Below are 15,609 nucleotides of genomic sequence, written 5' to 3'. Positions count from 1 at the left end.
AGGCGTGCGCACATGGGCATGAGCGTGACCATCTCGGTGGCGACCGAGCAGGACGCAGAGCAGATCTTCAGGCTTCAGTACCTGTGCTTCCAGAGCGAGGCGGCGCTGTACGGCAACTACCGCATCGACCCGCTCGTCCAGAGTCTCGAGTCGGTCAGGAGCGAGGTCGGCGCCGACTGCGTCTACGTCGCACGGCTGGGCGAGGAGGTGGTCGGATCGGTCCGCGGCACGGTGACCGAGGACGGCGCGGCGGCCATCGGCAAGCTCTGCGTCCACCCCCGCCTCCAGGGCCACGGCATCGGCGCCCGTCTGCTCCGCGCGGCCGAAGCGGCCCTCGCCGAGGAGCGCGGCGCCAAGAAGTTCCGCCTCCACACCGGCCACCGCAGCGAGGGCAACCTCCGCCTGTACCGCCGCGTCGGCTACGAGACCGTGGGCACCTCCCAGGGCGACGACGGCGTACCGATGATCGTCCTGGAGAAACCGGTCGAGGCGTACGTCGCTACGGCGTGACGGCGTCGGCGGTGCCGGTCGTGCGGTTCTTGCGCAGCCAGTACAGCGCGGACAGCGGCAGCAGCACGGGGATGAAGATGTACCCCGCGCCGTAGTACGACCAGACCGTCGCGTCCGGGAACGCCGAGCTGTCGAACACGGTCAGCGTCCCGACGATGAGCACACCCGCGAGTTCGGCGGCGCAGCAGACCTGTGCCGCCCTGCGGGCCGTCTCGCCGCCGCGGATCAGGGAGTACGTGATGAAGCCGTACACAACGCCCGCCACGGCCGACAGCGAGTAGGCGAGCGGGGCCCGGTCGAACTCGGTGGCGATCTGGTACACCGAGCGGGAGACCGCGCCGACGACCATCACCCCGTAGAACCAGACGAGCAGCATGCCGGGCCCGCTGATGAGGCGCTTCGGCCGCTCCGCCGAGTGCTCTTCCGCGTTCTCGTCCGTGGTCGTCACCTCAGCCTCCCCAGATGTCGTAGAGCCGCACTTCGAGCACGGCGAGGACCACTCCGCCGGCCGCGGCCGTGATCGAACCCCAGCGGGTGCGCTCCGTCAGGGACATGAAACCCGCCGCCGGGACGGCCGCGAACGCGCCCAGCAGATACGCCACGAAGATCGCCGTGCCCTGCTCCGCCTTCTCGCCGCGCGCCAACTGCACGATCCCGACCACCAGTTGGACCGTGGCCAGCAGCGTGACCACCGCCATGCCGATGAAGTGCCAGTCCTTGGTCGGCTGATCACGGTAGGCCGCCCAGCCGCACCAGGCGGCGAGCAGCAGCGCGGCGACACCGGTCGCCAGCGTCAGGGCATCAAGCATGCGGAAACCCTATTACGGGCTCAGGGGCCCGTGACCGTAGGGTCGAGTGCATGAAGATCCATGTTCAAGCCCTTCTGTTCGACAACGACGGCACCCTCGTCTCCTCCCTGGAGTCCGTGCGCAGGTGCTGGTCCCGGTGGGCGGAAGAGTTCGGGATCACCGCCGAGGAATTCGCCCGGGTCGAACTGCACGGCCGCACCGCCGAGGCGATAGCCGCCGACCTGCTGCCCGCCGACGTCGTCCCGGCCGCGGTCGCGCGGATCGAGGCCCTGGAGGTGGAGGATGTGCCCCACGGCGGCGCGACCCTGCTGCCCGGCACCCGGGACCTCCTCGACACGCTGCCCTCCGACTGCTGGGCCGTCGTCACCTCGGCCACCCGCAGGCTCGCCGAGGCCCGGCTCGCGTACGCCGGCATCTTCCCCAAGACCCTCGTGGTCGCCGAGGACGTCACGCGCGGCAAGCCCGACCCCGAGCCGTATCTGCTCGCCGCCCGCCGGCTCGGCGTCGACCCGGCCGACTGCGTCGTCTTCGAGGACGCCCCGGCGGGGCTCCAGGCGGGCCGCGCGGCCGGAATGATCACCGTGGCATTGGCCACAACCCACCAGGCCCACGAGCTGGACGCCGACCTGGTCGTGAGGGACCTGTCGGCCCTGTCCGCGCTGGTCAGCGACGGGGGAGTGGAGATCTCCGAGCGCGTCTGACGGGTGTCCGCCGCTGTCCGGCATGCGGACAGCGGCCCTTTGTCAGGACCGTACGTCTGCTTTACTGATTCCATGACCACGACGAGCAGCCGCACCCTTGCGACCGAGGCGACCCTGACGCCCGGTGCTCGTTGTATGTGTCGAATGTGCGCCTTCTAGAGGGCCCCCGGACCACCCCTGAGCCTCGCACCCCGAAGCGAGCCGCCGTGGCATGTCCACGCTCATATGCGCTCTGCCGTATGTGACGGACGCCGCCCCACGCACATGTCCCCCCCTCGTACCCAGGGCACACCCACGCCCGCGTACCCGACAGTCATGGAACCCCAGTGATCACCACATCGGGCCTGACCAAGGTCTACCGCTCACGCGGCCGTGAGGTCACCGCCCTCGACGGCGTCGATCTCCACGTCCGCGAAGGCGAGGTCTACGGCGTCATCGGCCAGTCCGGCGCCGGCAAGTCCTCGCTCATCCGCTGCGTCAACCTGCTGGAGAAGCCCACCGCCGGCACGGTCACCGTCGCCGGGCAGGACCTCACCGCCCTCGCCGGGCGCGGACCGCGCGCCGGACGGGAACTCCGGCAGGCGCGCAGCCGTATCGGCATGGTCTTCCAGCACTTCAACCTGCTCTCCTCGCGGACCGTGCAGGACAACATCGAGCTGCCGCTGGAGATCCTCGGCACCTCCGGCAGGGAGCGGTCCGCCAAGGCCCTCGAACTCCTCGACCTCGTCGGGCTCGCCGACAAGGCGAAGTCCTACCCGGCGCAGCTCTCCGGCGGTCAGAAGCAGCGCGTCGGCATCGCCCGCGCCCTGGCCGGCGACCCCAAGGTGCTGCTCTCCGACGAGGCCACCAGCGCGCTCGACCCGGAGACCACCCGCTCCATCCTCCAGCTGCTGCGCGACCTGAACCGGCAGCTGGGCCTGACCGTCCTGCTCATCACCCACGAGATGGACGTCGTCAAGAACGTGTGCGACTCGGCCGCGCTCATGGAGAACGGCCGCATCGTCGAGTCCGGCACGGTCAGCGAACTGCTCGCCACCCCCGGCTCCCAGCTGGCCTCCGCGCTCTTCCCCGTCACCGGCGAGGCACACGGCGATGACCGCACGGTCGTCGATGTCACCTTCCACGGCGAGGCCGCGACCCAGCCCGTCATCTCGCAGCTCTCGCGCACCTACAACATCGACATCTCGATCCTCGGCGCCGCCATCGACACCGTCGGCGGACTCCAGGTCGGCCGCATGCGCATCGAACTGCCCGGCCGCTACGAGGACAACGTCGTGCCGATCGGCTTCCTGCGCGAACAGGGCCTCCAGATCGACGTGCTGGGCCAGGAGCCCGTACTGCTGAAGGAAGGTGTCCAGTGACCTGGTCGGAGATGCAGCCCCTGCTGTCCCAGGCGTGTTGGGACACGCTGTACATGGTCGGCTGGTCCACGGTCATCGCCGTCGTCGGCGGACTTCCGCTCGGCATCCTGCTGGTCCTGACCGACCGCGGCGGACTGCTCCAGAACGTCGCCGCGAACAAGGTCATCGGCCAGATCGTGAACGTGGCCCGCTCGCTGCCGTTCATCATCCTGATGGTCGCGCTGATGGGCTTCACCCGGACCATCACCGGCACGACCATCGGCCGCGAGGCCGCCATCGTGCCACTCGCGATCGGGGCGATCCCCTTCTTCGCGCGCCTCGTCGAGACGGCTGTCCGGGAAGTGGACGGCGGGCTCGTCGAGGCCGTGCAGTCGATGGGCGGCAACACCTGGACCATCGTGCGCAAGGTCCTCGTCCCCGAGTCGCTGCCCTCGCTGATCTCCAGCACCACGACCACGATCGTCGCGCTCATCGGCTACTCCGCGATGGCCGGCACGGTCGGCGCCGGCGGCCTCGGCGACATCGCCATCCGCTACGGCTACCAGCGCTTCGAGACCCAGCTGATGTGGATCACCGTGGCGATCCTCGCGGTCGTCATCTCCCTCATCCAGTTCGCCGGCGACTACGCGGCCCGCTCCCTGCACCGGCGCGGCGGACGCTCCGGTCCCGGGCCCAGGCTCCGGCTGCTGAAGGCCGCGTAGGCCTCCCGGCACCCCCACAGACTCCCCGCACCACCCATCGCGGGGTCGTAACACCCCTCAGGAAAGGCACTTTTCGTGCGTAACACCGCCAAGATCACCACCGCCGTCGCGGCCGCCGGAGCCCTCACCTTCGCGCTCTCCGCCTGCGGCTCGGGCAAGGACTCCTCCTCGGCCTCCGACTACAGCGGACCGCTGGTCGTCGCCGCGAGCCCCACCCCGCACGCCGAGATCCTCGACTACGTCAAGGACCACCTGGCGAAGAAGGCCGGACTCGACCTGGAGGTCAAGGAGTTCACCGACTACGTCACGCCGAACACGGCGACCGAGGACGGCTCGGTGGGCGCCAACTACTTCCAGAACAAGCCGTACCTCGACGACTTCAACAAGAAGAACGGCACCCACATCGTGTCCGTCGTCACGGTCCACCTGGAGCCGCTCGGCCTCTACTCCCACAAGGTCAAGAGCGCCGACGCCCTCAAGAGCGGCGCGACCGTCGCCGTCCCGAACGACAGCGTCAACGAGGCCCGCGCCCTCAAGCTGCTCGCGGCGAACGGACTGATCACCCTCAAGGCAGGTGTGGGCAACGAGGCGACCCCCTCGGACATCACCAAGAACCCGAAGAAGCTCAAGTTCAAGGAGCTGGAGGCGGCCCAGACCCCGCGCTCCCTGGACGACGTCGACGCGGCCGTCATCAACGGCAACTACGCCATCTCCTCGGGCCTCAAGCCCGCCAAGGACGCCCTGATCCTGGAGTCGGCGACGAACAACCCGTACGGCAACTTCCTCGCGGTCAAGAAGGGCAACGAGAAGGACCCGCGCGTCAAGAAGCTCGCGAAGCTGCTGACCTCGCCCGAGGTCAAGAAGTTCATCGAGGACAAGTACGCCGGCTCGGTCATCCCGTCCTTCTGACGCATCCCGCGCTTTCGAGTCGTCTTGCAGACAACTCGCCGCGACGCACGGGGTCCACTCGCTCACCGCGGGTGGACCCCGTGGTGCGGTTCGGTGCTTTCATGCTGCATGCTGGGCAGTTCAGGTTGCCCTGAACATTTTCCACAGGCTACGGAGCGGCGCATGACGAGCACCTTCCCCAACATCTCCATCAGCACGGAGCGGTTGGTGCTGCGGCCCCTCGACGAGGACGACATCCCCGCGCTGACGGAGATGATGAACGACGAACAGGTCGGGTCCTGGACCGACGTCCCGCAGCCCTACTCCGAGGCCCAGGCCCGCCGTTGGATCACCGAGCACGCGCCCACCGAACGCACCTCGGGCCGCGGCCTCGACCTCGCCGTCACCGAGTTCCTCACCCAACGGCTCGTCGGCATCGTGCAGTTGACCAAGACCAACTGGCACATCCGGTCCACCGAGCTGTCGTACATCATCGCCCCCTGGGCGCGCGGCGAGGGCTACGCCTCCGAGGCCGCGCTCGCCACCGCCCAATGGCTGTTCGGGGACCAGAAGCTGGAGCGCATCGAACTGCGCACCGCCGCCGACAACACCGCCTCCCAGCAGGTCGCCCAGAAGATCGGCTGCATCAGCGAGGGCGTCCTGCGGGGCGCGTGCATAGCGCACGTCCACGCCGACGACGGCACCTGGAGCGACGTCCGCACCGACTTCATCGTGTGGAGCCTCCTCCCGGAGGACCTGGAGGGCACGGCCGAACAGCTCGCGGACGTCGACGGTTTCACGTCACTCGCCGACTGGAACTGACTCCGGCGGGGTACGGGCGGGGAAGCACCTCCCGGCCGCACCAGGTACCCTCACGGTGCCCGCGTGCGGGCCGCTTTCCCCGACGACCTGCGAAAAACTTCCTGGAGACTGACGACGATGGCCGACCGCGTCACGGTGATCGGCTGGGACGGCTCTCCGCTGACCGCCGCGGCAAGCTCCGCCCTCGCCGCCGCCACCCTCGTGGCCGGCGCACCCCACCATCTCGCGCTCCCCGAGGTACCGGAGCGCGCCGAGCGCATCCGCCTCGGCAGCGTCGCCCTGGCCGCCCGCCGGATCGCCGGACACCGCGGCAGCGCGGTCGTGTTCGCCGACGGCGACCCCGGCTTCTTCGGCGTCGTACGGACCCTGCGCGACCCCGAGTTCGGCCTTGAGGTCGAAGTCGTCCCCGCCGTCTCCTCCGTGGCCGCCGCCTTCGCCCGCGCCGGGATGCCCTGGGACGACGCACAGGTGGTCGTCGCACACCGGCGCACCCTGCGACGCGCGGTGAACGTATGCCGGGCCCACACAAAGGTCGCCGTCCTCACCTCACCGGGCGCCGGACCCGCCGAACTCGGCCTCCTGATGGAGGGCGTCCACCGCACCTTCGTCATCTGCGAGGAACTCGGCACCGAGCACGAGCAGGTCACCGTCCTCACCTCCGACAAGGCCGCCGACCGCACCTGGCGCGACCCCAACGTCGTCATCGTCATGGGCGGCCCGGTCGGCCCCTCCGTCACCGGCGTCACCGGCGAGGGCTGGATCGCCGGCCGCGACCCCTCCGCCGTCGCCCGCGGCTGGACCCTCCCCGCCGAGGCCTACGGCGGCCAACTCGGCGAAGGCGAGACCGATCTGCTCCGGGCCGCACAGCTCGCCCGCCTCGGCCCCCGCGTCGGAGACCTCGTGTGGGACATCGGCTGTGGCAGCGGCGCCTTCGCCATCGAGGCGGCCCGCGCCGGAGCGGCCGTCATCGCCGTCGACCGCGACACCCGGGCCTGCACCGGCACCGACTCCGCCGCCCGCAGCTTCGGGGTGCACCTCCAGATCGTCCAGGGCGACGCCCCGCACATCCTGGAGAACCTCCCCGAACCCGACGTGGTACGGGTCGGCGGCGGGGGAGTGGCGGTCGTCTCCGCGGTCGCCGACCGGCGTCCGCAGCGCATCGTGGCGCACGCGGCCACCCGCGACGAGGCCGAGTTGATCGGCCGCGACCTGACGGAGCACGGCTACCACGTGGAGTGCGCCCTCCTCCAGTCCGTCGAACTCGACACCAGGGCCTGGACGGAGACCGAGCGCAGCGTCGCGTTCCTGCTCAGCGGCCTCCTCCCGGAGCGCGTTTCCTGACCCCTCGTACCGTCCCCGTGATCCTGTTGTCGTACTGCGCGCGGTAGGCTGGCGGACTGTTGTACCGCTTCGGGTGACCCGGCACTTCGTTCGTCAATGTCCGGAAAACCCGCCCGTTTTGGGGTGAGTGTGGTACGGCGTAACCGGAGGACGCGCAACGTGGCGCAGTCCACAGCGGACCGTCGCGGATCAAGCTGTCGCGACGGCCGAACGGCCGCGACAATGCCAGTGAATGGCTTTGTCGTCCAAGTGGCTTTGTCGCTATTTGACGCCGGGTCGTTCGTGCCGCTGGACAGGCACGCTCGTTCTCCACTGCGGGGCGGTCGGTGCGCCGTTCCCGGTGAGCGGGTCGTAGAAGCACTAACCGATGGGCGAGGGGTACGCATGACCGACACCGGCCAGATCCCGGCCGAGGGGCTGCCGGAGAACGCAGGCATGGTGGAACAGCCGGGCGTTCCCGCGCACGGCGCGTACACCTACCTCTCCGAGACCACCGCCGAGGACGAAGACCTCCTGCTGCTGCCCGGCGCCCAGGGCGCCTGGGGCAACGAGGTCCCGCCGCCCGCGCCCGAGCCCGTCGTCGAGACCGTCCACGAGCCCGCTCCGCAGGAGCAGCCGGCACCGGAGCAGGTCGCGTACGAGGGTGCCGTGTACGACGGCGTCGCGTACGAGGCCGCCGCGCAGGAGCCGGTTCCGCAGGAGGCCGCCGTGCACGAGGCCGCCGCACCGGAGCCGGTCGCGCACGAGGCCGTTCCGCGGGCCGACGTACACGCGCCGGCTCCGCAGGAAGCCGTCGTGCACGAGCCGGGTCCGCACGAGACGGACGGGCGCGACAGCGGTTCCGTCGATCTGGGCGCCGTCCGGCATCCCGCACCGCCGCCGCCCGCGCCGGTCCCGCCGCGCCGCCCGCTGCACCTCGGCCCGCCCCTCCCCGACACCTCCGCGAGCCCGGTCCGCTCCCTCGCCGACCGCGGCCCCGCGGGCGCGCCGGTACGTCAGCCCGGCCCGGCGGCGACCGGCCCCGAGTACTTCGAGTCACCCCAACTCCGCGACCTGCCCCCGCAGGGCGCTTCCCCGTGGGGCGTCCAGCCGCCGGCGAGCGCCGGGGCACAGACAGCGGAAACGGTTATTCCGCTTGCCGAACCGGGCAGCGAGTCCGCGGAGCAGCCGGCACAGACGCAGGCTCCGGTCGCGGTGGGCGGTGGCATCGCCGCCACCCTGGACGCCGGAGTCGTCGCGCCCGAGCCGGGTCCGGCCACGGCCGTCGCCACGAGCGCCGGTACCGGTGCGGGCCTGGCTCAGGCGCCCGAGGCCGGGACCGCCTGGCAGGAGCAGGGCCAGGTGTTCGCGGGGGAGCCCGCGACCCCGTTCGCCCACGTCAGCACGGAGACCTCCGGGAACGCCGGGGTCCACGAGACGGGCCACCTGCCCGAGGGCGCCCAGGCCTCGATCGCCGGTCAGTCGCCGGAGCAGCCGCAGGGGCCGGTGCAGGCCCAGGTCTACGAGCAGGGCGCCGAGCCGCAGTTCGTGCCGAACGCCGGTGTCGCCGCCGAAGGCGCGGTCGCTCCGGTGGCCGAGGACGCGGTGGTGGGCGGCGAAGGACCGGCTCCCGAGGAGGTGCCGGTCGCGGACGCCGGTCCGATTCCCGAGGGGGTGCCCGTCGTGGCCGCCGCGCAGGAGCCGCAGCCGGAACAGCTCGCCTCGGATGCCGTACCGGTCGCCGAGGAGCCGTTCGTCTCCGAGGCCGCGGTCACTCCCGAGCAGGCCCCGGCGGTCGACCAGGTCTTCGCGGCCGAGCAGGCCCCCGTGGCGGAGCAGGCGCCCGACACCCCGCCCGTCCACGAGGTCGCCCCCGTCGACGGCACCGACTACCAGGAAGCCGCCCCAACTCAGGTCGCGCCCACGGAAGTCGAGCCCACCTTCATCTCCGAGGCCGCCCCGGTCCCGACGGAACTGCCCGAAGCGGAAGCGGTCGTAGCAGCCGAACCCGCACCGGTGGCACCCCTCGTCGTGGCCGAAGCCCCCGCCCCGGAACCGGCGGCGGAGCCGGCCCCGCTGCCCGAGCCGGAACAACTGGCGGAGCCGGAGCAGGTCCTCTCCTCCGTGCCGCAGGCGCAGCCGGTCGCCCCCGAGGGGATGCACCTCGTCCAGCCCCAACAGGTGGACGCGGACGCCCAGTTGGCGGGCGGGCCGCCGCCGCACCCCGACGACTCGCTGGGTCGCTTCGTGCCGGTGGAGGGTTCGGTGCCCACCACCCCGCACCTCGCGCCGACCCCGCCGCACCCGCTCACGCTCCCTCCGGAGGAGCAACTCGTCGGCGCGGAGGACGCGTTCGCCGCCGTCCCCGCACCCCGTGAGGCGGACGCCGACCTCGGACCGGAACTCGTACAGCACGCGGACGACCTGGACACCCGGGCCGCCGATCAGGAAGAAGAGAGCACGGCCGCAGTGGAAGACGTACGAGAGTCCACCGGCCCGGCCGCTCCCGCCTACGACGACGCCGAGCGCGAGGCGGTGCTGAAGGTGATGCGCGAGCGCCGGGACATCCGCAACGGCTTCCGCAGCGACCCGATCCCGCACGACGTGCTGCTGCGCGTGCTGGAGGCGGCGCACACCGCGCCGTCGGTCGGGCACTCGCAGCCGTGGGACTTCGTGGTCATCCGTTCCGCCGAGACCCGCCGCAACATGCACGAACTGGCGCAGAGCCAGCGCGAGGCGTACGCGAAGTCGCTGCCGAAGGGCAGGGCGAAGCAGTTCAAGGAACTGAAGATCGAGGCCATCCTCGACACCCCGGTGAACATCGTCGTCACCGCCGACCCGACCCGCGGTGGCCGCCACACCCTGGGCCGGCACACACAGCCGCAGATGGCGCCGTACTCCGCCGCGCTCGCCGTCGAGAATCTCTGGCTCGCCGCCCGCGCCGAGGGCCTCGGCGTCGGCTGGGTCAGCTTCTTCGACGAGCGCGAGATGGTCCGCGCGCTCGGCCTGCCCGAGCACCTGGAGGTCATCGCGTACCTCTGCGTCGGCTACGTCGACGAGTTCCCGGACGAGCCCGAACTGATGCAGGCGGGCTGGTCCAAGCGCCGCCCGCTGTCATGGGTCGTCCACGAGGAGACCTACGGCCGTCGGGCGCTGCCCGGCGAGGACCCGCACGACCTGCTCGCGGAGACCGTCGCCGGAATCCGCCCGCTGGACGCGAAGGCGCTCGGCGAGGCGTGGGAGCGGCAGAAGCGGATGACGAAGCCGCCGGGTTCGCTCGGCATGCTGGAGATCATCTCCGCGCAGCTGTCCGGTCTCTCCCGGCAGTGCCCGCCGCCGATCCCGGAGCCCGCGGCCGTCGCCATCTTCGCGGGCGACCACGGTGTGCACGCGCAGGGCGTCACGCCCTGGCCGCAGGAGGTCACGGCCCAGATGGTCGCCAACTTCCTCGGCGGCGGGGCGGTGTGCAACGCCTTCGCGGGCCAGGTGGGCGCCGAGGTGTGTGTCGTGGACGTCGGTGTGGCATCCGAACTCCCGGCCACGCCGGGCCTGTTGCCCCGCAAGATCCGGGCCGGTACGTCCGACATGACGACCGGTCCCGCGATGTCCCGCGAGGAGGCCAAGCAGGCCATCGAGGTGGGCATCGAGACGGCCCGCGACCTGGTGGCGGCGGGCAACAAGGCGCTGCTCACCGGTGAGATGGGAATCGCGAACACCACCGCGTCGGCGGCCCTGATCTCGGTGTTCACGGACACCGACCCCGCCGAGGTCACCGGCCGGGGCACCGGCATCAACGACGAGACCCTGGCCCGCAAGACGGAGGTCGTGCGCCGCGCGATCGACCTCCACCAGCCGGACCCGGCCGACCCCATCGGCGTCCTCGCCGCGGTCGGCGGCTTCGAACACGCGGCGATGGTCGGCCTGTTGCTCGGCGGTGCGTCCCTGCGTACGCCGGTGATCCTGGACGGCGTCAGCGCGGGCGCCGCGGCTCTCGTGGCCCGCGCGATCGCCCCCGAGGTCCTCGCGGCCTGCATCGCGGGCCACCGCAGCGCGGAACCGGGTCACGTGGCGGCGCTGAACAAGCTCGGCCTGCGCCCCCTGGTCGACCTCGACCTCCGCCTCGGCGAGGGCACGGGCGCGCTGCTGGCCCTGCCGCTGGTGCAGAGCACGGCGCGGGCGATGCACGAGGTGGCGACGTTCGACTCCGCAGGGGTGACGGAAAAGTAGGCGCCCACAGCCGGCGATGCGGCCCAGCCGGTGGACCGGCTGGGCCGCACTGACGCCCTGCCCTTAAAATCTGCACGTCAGGGCCACCGCACGCCGTGAAAGCATGCGGGGGAGACCCGCCGTACAAGAGGAGCCGGACCCTCATGGCCGAACACCCCGCCTACCCCGTAGGCCTCCGCCTCACCGGCCGCAGGGTCGTCGTCCTCGGCGGCGGCCAGGTCGCACAGCGCCGTCTGCCGGCGCTGATCGCGGCGGGCGCGGACATCCTCCTCGTGTCCCCCGGCGCGACCCCGTCCGTGGAGGCGATGGCGGACGCGGGCGAGATCGTCTGGGAGCGACGCCCGTACGCGGAAGGCGACCTGGCGGACGCCTGGTACGCGCTGATCGCCACCACGGACCCGGAGGCGAACACCCGGGCCTCCGCCGAGGCCGAGGCCAACCGCGTCTGGTGCGTCCGCGCGGACGACGCCGACCAGGCCACCGCGTGGACCCCGGCGACGGGCCACAGCGAGGGCGTCACGGTCGCCGTCCTCACCACCGACGCGCGCGGCCGCGACCCCCGCCACACCGCCGCCATCCGTGACGCGGTCGTGGCGGGCCTCCGCGACGGCACCCTCGTCGCCCCGCACCACCGCAACCGCACCCCGGGCGTGGCCCTGGTCGGCGGTGGCCCCGGCGACCCGGACCTCATCACGGTCCGCGGCCGCCGCCTCCTCGCCGAGGCCGACGTCGTCATCGCCGACCGCCTCGGCCCCCGCGACCTCCTCGCCGAACTCCCCCCGCACGTCGAGGTGATCGACGCGGCGAAGATCCCGTACGGCCGCTACATGGCCCAGGAGGCCATCAACAACGCCCTGATCGAACACGCCAGGCAGGGCAAGTCGGTGGTCCGCCTCAAGGGCGGCGACCCCTTCGTCTACGGCCGTGGCATGGAGGAGATCCAGGCGCTCGCGGAGGCGGGCATCCCGTGCACGGTCGTGCCGGGCATCTCCAGCTCGATCTCGGTACCGGGCGCGGCGGGCATCCCCGTCACCCACAGGGGAGTCGCACACGAGTTCACGGTGGTCAGCGGCCATGTGGCCCCTGACGACGAGCGCTCGCTGGTCGACTGGCCCTCCCTGGCCAAGCTGACCGGCACCCTCGTCGTCCTCATGGGCGTGGACAAGATCGGCAAGATCGCCGAGACCCTGATCGCGCACGGCAAGCCCGCCGACACCCCGGTCGCCCTGGTCCAGGAGGGCACGACGGCCGCCCAGCGCCGGGTGGACGCGACCCTCGCGACGGTCGGCGAGACGGTACGCACCGAGGACGTGAAGCCGCCCGCGGTGATCGTCATCGGCGCGGTGGTCACCGTCGGACCGAAGGAGCTCGCGTAACCCCGGGTAACACAACCCGTTCCCAGCCGTTGGCACCACACCCAGGACAAGGCAGTATCACCCTGTGGCCGATCTCATCACCGTTGAGGATCCCGACGACCCGCGCCTGCGTGATTACACGGGCCTGACCGACGTAGAGCTGCGCCGCAAGCGAGAACCGGCCGAGGGCCTGTTCATCGCCGAGGGCGAGAAGGTCATCAGACGGGCCAAGGACGCCGGCTACGAGATGCGGTCGATGCTGCTCTCCGCGAAGTGGGTCGACGTCATGCGCGACGTCATCGACGAACTCCCGGCCCCCGTCTACGCGGTGAGCCCGGAGCTGGCCGAACGCGTCACGGGCTACCACGTCCACAGAGGCGCCCTGGCCTCCATGCAACGCAAACCGCTCCCCACGGCGGACGAACTCCTCCAGACCACGCGCCGGGTGGTGGTGATGGAGTCGGTGAACGACCACACCAACATCGGCGCGATCTTCCGCTCGGCGGCGGCCCTGGGCATGGACGCGGTCCTGTTGTCCCCTGACTGTGCGGACCCCCTCTACCGCCGCAGCGTGAAGGTCTCGATGGGCGCGGTCTTCTCGGTCCCGTACGCCCGCCTGGACAGCTGGCCCAAGGGCCTTGAGTCGGTCCGAGAGGCAGGCTTCACGCTCCTCGCCCTGACCCCCGACGAAAAGGCGAAGAGCCTGGACGAGGCGGCTCCGCACCGCATGGCCAGAGTGGCCCTCATGCTGGGAGCGGAGGGCGACGGCCTGTCCACCCAAGCCCTGGTGGCGGCCGACGAATGGGTCCGCATCCCCATGGCCCACGGAGTCGACTCCCTCAACGTGGGCGCCGCAGCCGCGGTCGCCTTCTACGCGGTGGCCACCGGCCGCCCCGAACACTAGGAGCCCGCTTGGCCCAGCGCGAGGCGATCGTCGCCGTACTCCGCCGCGCGGACCGCGTCCTCGTCATCCGCCGCGGCCCCGACTCGTCGCGCTCGGGCTACTGGGCCCCGCTCAGCGGCAAACTGGAACCAGGCGAAACCCAGGAAGAAGCCCTGGTCAGAGAGGTCCAAGAGGAGGTCGGCCTCGCGGTCTTCCCACTGACCAAGGTCTGGGAGTCCCAGGCGGACGACGGCCGCTTCCGCCTCCACTGGTGGACCGCCACCGAAACCGGAACCGGCACGATCATCCCCGACCCGGCCGAGGTCTCCGAGGTCCGCTGGGTCACACCATCCGAGTTCCTGAAGATGACCCCACTCTTCGAAGCGGACCGGGAGTTCTTCGAACGGGTCCTGCCGGAGTTGTAGCCAGGACACCCGGCTGGCCCGGCCCGCCAACTCCAGCCGGTCCGACGCGCACTTTCCGGCTCAGGCCCGCTTGTTTCAGCCCGTCCGGCGTTTGAGGACGAGGCCCCTTCAGGGCCGATGAGGGTCTGGGGGCGCAGCCCCCAGGCGGGGGAGAAGGAGCGGCAGCCCCTGAAGGATGGGACGGGTAGGGGCGGCGGGGGCGAAAACAGCCCTCCCTACCCGCTGAACCCACCCGAAGCGGAACTATCCGCCCCCACGACACTCCCGTACCCCCGCTTCCCCACAGGCCCAAGCCCATGAGCCGGCCCCGAACACCCCTGAGCCACCGCGATCCCCAACGCGACAAGCAACGTCACCACGACGAACACGAACAACCGCTGCCGCAACAACCGCGGATTCGCAGGCCGCCGCCCGGTCCCCGTCGTCCGAGGACCAGACCGCCCCGCCCCACTCCGAGGCCCGGGCCGACTCCCACTGCCACCACCGGACCGCGTCGTGTTACGCCCCGACGGAGTCGGCCGAGGCTGCCCCGGCCGAGACGGCACCCCACCCCCACGCGACGGACTGCCCCCACCCCGGGACGACGGTGCCGCACCACGCGGCGCCGGAGTCCCCTGCGCACTCTGCGGATGCTGCGGACGCCTTCCCCCCTGGGTCCGCTGCTGCTCCGGATAACTGTCGGCAAGCCGCCCGGTAGGCCGATCCGCCTCGGCCGCCCGGGGCGAAGGCGGCCGCACATCGGCGATCCCCTGCGCCTCACGCGCCGCGATCTCCTTGAGCCGCAAGGACAGCTGAAGCGTGCTGGGCCGCTCCTCGGGGTCCTTGGCGAGGCACGCGCGGACCAGCGGCGCGAGCGCGTCCGGCACCCCGTGCAACTGCGCCTCCTCGTGCACCACGCGGTACAGCATGACCTCGGAACTACCGTGCCCGAAGGGCGAGTCAGAGGTGGAGGCGTAAGCGAGCGTGGCCCCGAGCGAGAACACATCGGTGGCCGGAGTGACCGCCGCCCCCCGCACCTGCTCAGGGGCGAGGAACCCGGGCGACCCCACCGCCGTACCGACATGCGTGAGCGTCGACGCCCCGGTCGCCCAGGCGATACCGAAGTCGATGATCCGCGGACCCTTGGGGGAGAGGAGGATGTTCGACGGCTTGAGATCCCGGTGGACGACCCCGGCCTCGTGCACCGCGACGAGCCCCTCGGACAGCGCGGCCCCGATCGCGGCGACCTCGGCGGCACCGAGCGCACCCTCGTCGGCGACCTTGTCGTGGAGGGAGGGCCCGGGCACGTACTGCGTGGCGAACCACGGCCGGTCGGCGTCGAGATCCGCCGCGACGAGCCGGGCGGTGCACCCGCCACGAATCCGCCGAGCCGCCGAGACCTCGCGCGCGAACCGCGAACGGAACTCCTGGTCCTCCGCCAGATCCGGCCGGATGACCTTCAGCGCGACCCGCTGTCCCTTGCGGTCGGAGCCCAGGTAGACGACACCCATTCCGCCCGCGCCGAGCCGTCTGTGAAGCCTGAACGAGCCGACGACGCGCGGGTCCTCGCGCCTCAGGCGCATCATCGCCATGTTCATCCCCGCTGCCCGGTCCGTGTGACGAGCGAC

The 15,609-nt window shown here is 71.5% G+C and carries 14 protein-coding genes; 11 read left to right on the top strand and 3 right to left on the bottom strand.

The genetic code is table 11. The features are described 5' to 3' along the window. Positions 1–12: 12 nt before the first annotated feature. Positions 13–510: a GNAT family N-acetyltransferase gene (locus ACIRB1_RS19075; protein WP_403466321.1), complete on the top strand. Its 498-nt coding sequence runs from the start codon at positions 13–15 to the stop codon at positions 508–510. Here ACIRB1_RS19075 and ACIRB1_RS19070 read toward each other — a convergent pair. Further along, positions 500–886 carry a hypothetical protein gene (locus tag ACIRB1_RS19070; protein ID WP_403466496.1) on the bottom strand — a complete coding sequence of 129 codons (387 nt, stop codon included), beginning with the start codon at positions 884–886 and terminating at the stop codon, positions 500–502. The genes ACIRB1_RS19075 and ACIRB1_RS19070 overlap by 11 nt on opposite strands. Before the next feature lie 73 nt (positions 887–959). Next, entirely contained in the window at positions 960–1,319 is a 360-nt protein-coding gene (locus ACIRB1_RS19065; RefSeq protein WP_266767018.1) for a hypothetical protein, read from the bottom strand. Positions 1,320–1,369: 50 nt separating this feature from the next. On the opposite strand from ACIRB1_RS19065, the gene ACIRB1_RS19060 reads away from it, so the two are divergent. The 10 genes from ACIRB1_RS19060 to ACIRB1_RS19015 all read left to right on the top strand — a co-directional run bounded on the left by ACIRB1_RS19060 (position 1,370) and on the right by ACIRB1_RS19015 (position 14,002). Beyond that, entirely contained in the window at positions 1,370–2,020 is a 651-nt protein-coding gene (locus ACIRB1_RS19060; RefSeq protein WP_403466320.1) for an HAD family hydrolase, read from the top strand. Between the two features lie 326 nt (positions 2,021–2,346). Next, positions 2,347–3,381 carry a methionine ABC transporter ATP-binding protein gene (locus ACIRB1_RS19055; RefSeq protein WP_403466319.1) on the top strand — a complete coding sequence of 345 codons (1,035 nt, stop codon included), beginning with the start codon at positions 2,347–2,349 and terminating at the stop codon, positions 3,379–3,381. After that, on the top strand, positions 3,378–4,082 hold the full coding sequence (locus tag ACIRB1_RS19050; RefSeq protein ID WP_352180366.1) for a methionine ABC transporter permease: 705 nt from the start codon (positions 3,378–3,380) through the stop codon (positions 4,080–4,082). Before ACIRB1_RS19055 ends, ACIRB1_RS19050 begins: the two co-directional genes overlap by 4 nt. A gap of 75 nt (positions 4,083–4,157) precedes the next feature. Continuing rightward, the gene (locus ACIRB1_RS19045; RefSeq protein WP_403466318.1) at positions 4,158–4,991 is read left to right on the top strand and encodes a MetQ/NlpA family ABC transporter substrate-binding protein; all 834 of its coding nucleotides are present in this window, start codon (positions 4,158–4,160) and stop codon (positions 4,989–4,991) included. A gap of 162 nt (positions 4,992–5,153) precedes the next feature. Beyond that, positions 5,154–5,792 (top strand): GNAT family N-acetyltransferase, encoded by a 639-nt coding sequence (locus ACIRB1_RS19040; protein WP_266767012.1) that lies wholly within the window; start codon positions 5,154–5,156, stop codon positions 5,790–5,792. 117 nt (positions 5,793–5,909) lie between these two features. Then, positions 5,910–7,133, top strand: a complete 1,224-nt coding sequence (cbiE, locus tag ACIRB1_RS19035; protein WP_352180369.1) for a precorrin-6y C5,15-methyltransferase (decarboxylating) subunit CbiE — start codon at positions 5,910–5,912, stop codon at positions 7,131–7,133. 384 nt (positions 7,134–7,517) lie between these two features. Next, positions 7,518–11,339: a nicotinate-nucleotide--dimethylbenzimidazole phosphoribosyltransferase gene (gene cobT / locus ACIRB1_RS19030; RefSeq protein ID WP_403466317.1), complete on the top strand. Its 3,822-nt coding sequence runs from the start codon at positions 7,518–7,520 to the stop codon at positions 11,337–11,339. A gap of 143 nt (positions 11,340–11,482) precedes the next feature. After that, positions 11,483–12,715: a uroporphyrinogen-III C-methyltransferase gene (gene cobA, locus ACIRB1_RS19025; RefSeq protein WP_352180371.1), complete on the top strand. Its 1,233-nt coding sequence runs from the start codon at positions 11,483–11,485 to the stop codon at positions 12,713–12,715. Between the two features lie 64 nt (positions 12,716–12,779). Continuing rightward, positions 12,780–13,598, top strand: a complete 819-nt coding sequence (locus ACIRB1_RS19020; RefSeq protein ID WP_352180372.1) for an RNA methyltransferase — start codon at positions 12,780–12,782, stop codon at positions 13,596–13,598. Between the two features lie 8 nt (positions 13,599–13,606). Continuing rightward, positions 13,607–14,002, top strand: coding sequence for an NUDIX domain-containing protein (locus tag ACIRB1_RS19015; RefSeq protein ID WP_403466316.1), 396 nt, complete (start codon positions 13,607–13,609; stop codon positions 14,000–14,002). A 215-nt stretch (positions 14,003–14,217) separates the two neighbouring features. Here the strand turns inward: ACIRB1_RS19015 and ACIRB1_RS19010 are convergent, their stop codons facing one another. Beyond that, complete coding sequence (locus tag ACIRB1_RS19010; RefSeq protein WP_403466314.1) at positions 14,218–15,579, bottom strand: protein kinase; 1,362 nt, start codon at positions 15,577–15,579, stop codon at positions 14,218–14,220. Positions 15,580–15,609 lie beyond the last annotated feature (30 nt).

Source organism: Streptomyces sp. NPDC096013 (genome assembly GCF_044763565.1).
Taxonomy (GTDB): domain Bacteria; phylum Actinomycetota; class Actinomycetes; order Streptomycetales; family Streptomycetaceae; genus Streptomyces.
This window is presented reverse-complemented; position numbering and strand designations above follow the sequence as displayed.

Bases quoted from the DNA above. Each gene is read 5' to 3' on its own strand.
- ACIRB1_RS19075 (WP_403466321.1), top strand. From the start codon at position 13: ATGGGCATGAGCGTGACCATCTCGGTGGCGACCGAGCAGGACGCAGAG.
- ACIRB1_RS19070 (WP_403466496.1), bottom strand. From the start codon at position 886: ATGCTGCTCGTCTGGTTCTACGGGGTGATGGTCGTCGGCGCGGTCTCC.
- ACIRB1_RS19065 (WP_266767018.1), bottom strand. From the start codon at position 1,319: ATGCTTGATGCCCTGACGCTGGCGACCGGTGTCGCCGCGCTGCTGCTC.
- ACIRB1_RS19060 (WP_403466320.1), top strand. From the start codon at position 1,370: ATGAAGATCCATGTTCAAGCCCTTCTGTTCGACAACGACGGCACCCTC.
- ACIRB1_RS19040 (WP_266767012.1), top strand. From the start codon at position 5,154: ATGACGAGCACCTTCCCCAACATCTCCATCAGCACGGAGCGGTTGGTG.
- cbiE (WP_352180369.1), top strand. From the start codon at position 5,910: ATGGCCGACCGCGTCACGGTGATCGGCTGGGACGGCTCTCCGCTGACC.
- cobT (WP_403466317.1), top strand. From the start codon at position 7,518: ATGACCGACACCGGCCAGATCCCGGCCGAGGGGCTGCCGGAGAACGCA.
- cobA (WP_352180371.1), top strand. From the start codon at position 11,483: ATGGCCGAACACCCCGCCTACCCCGTAGGCCTCCGCCTCACCGGCCGC.
- ACIRB1_RS19010 (WP_403466314.1), bottom strand. From the start codon at position 15,579: ATGAACATGGCGATGATGCGCCTGAGGCGCGAGGACCCGCGCGTCGTC.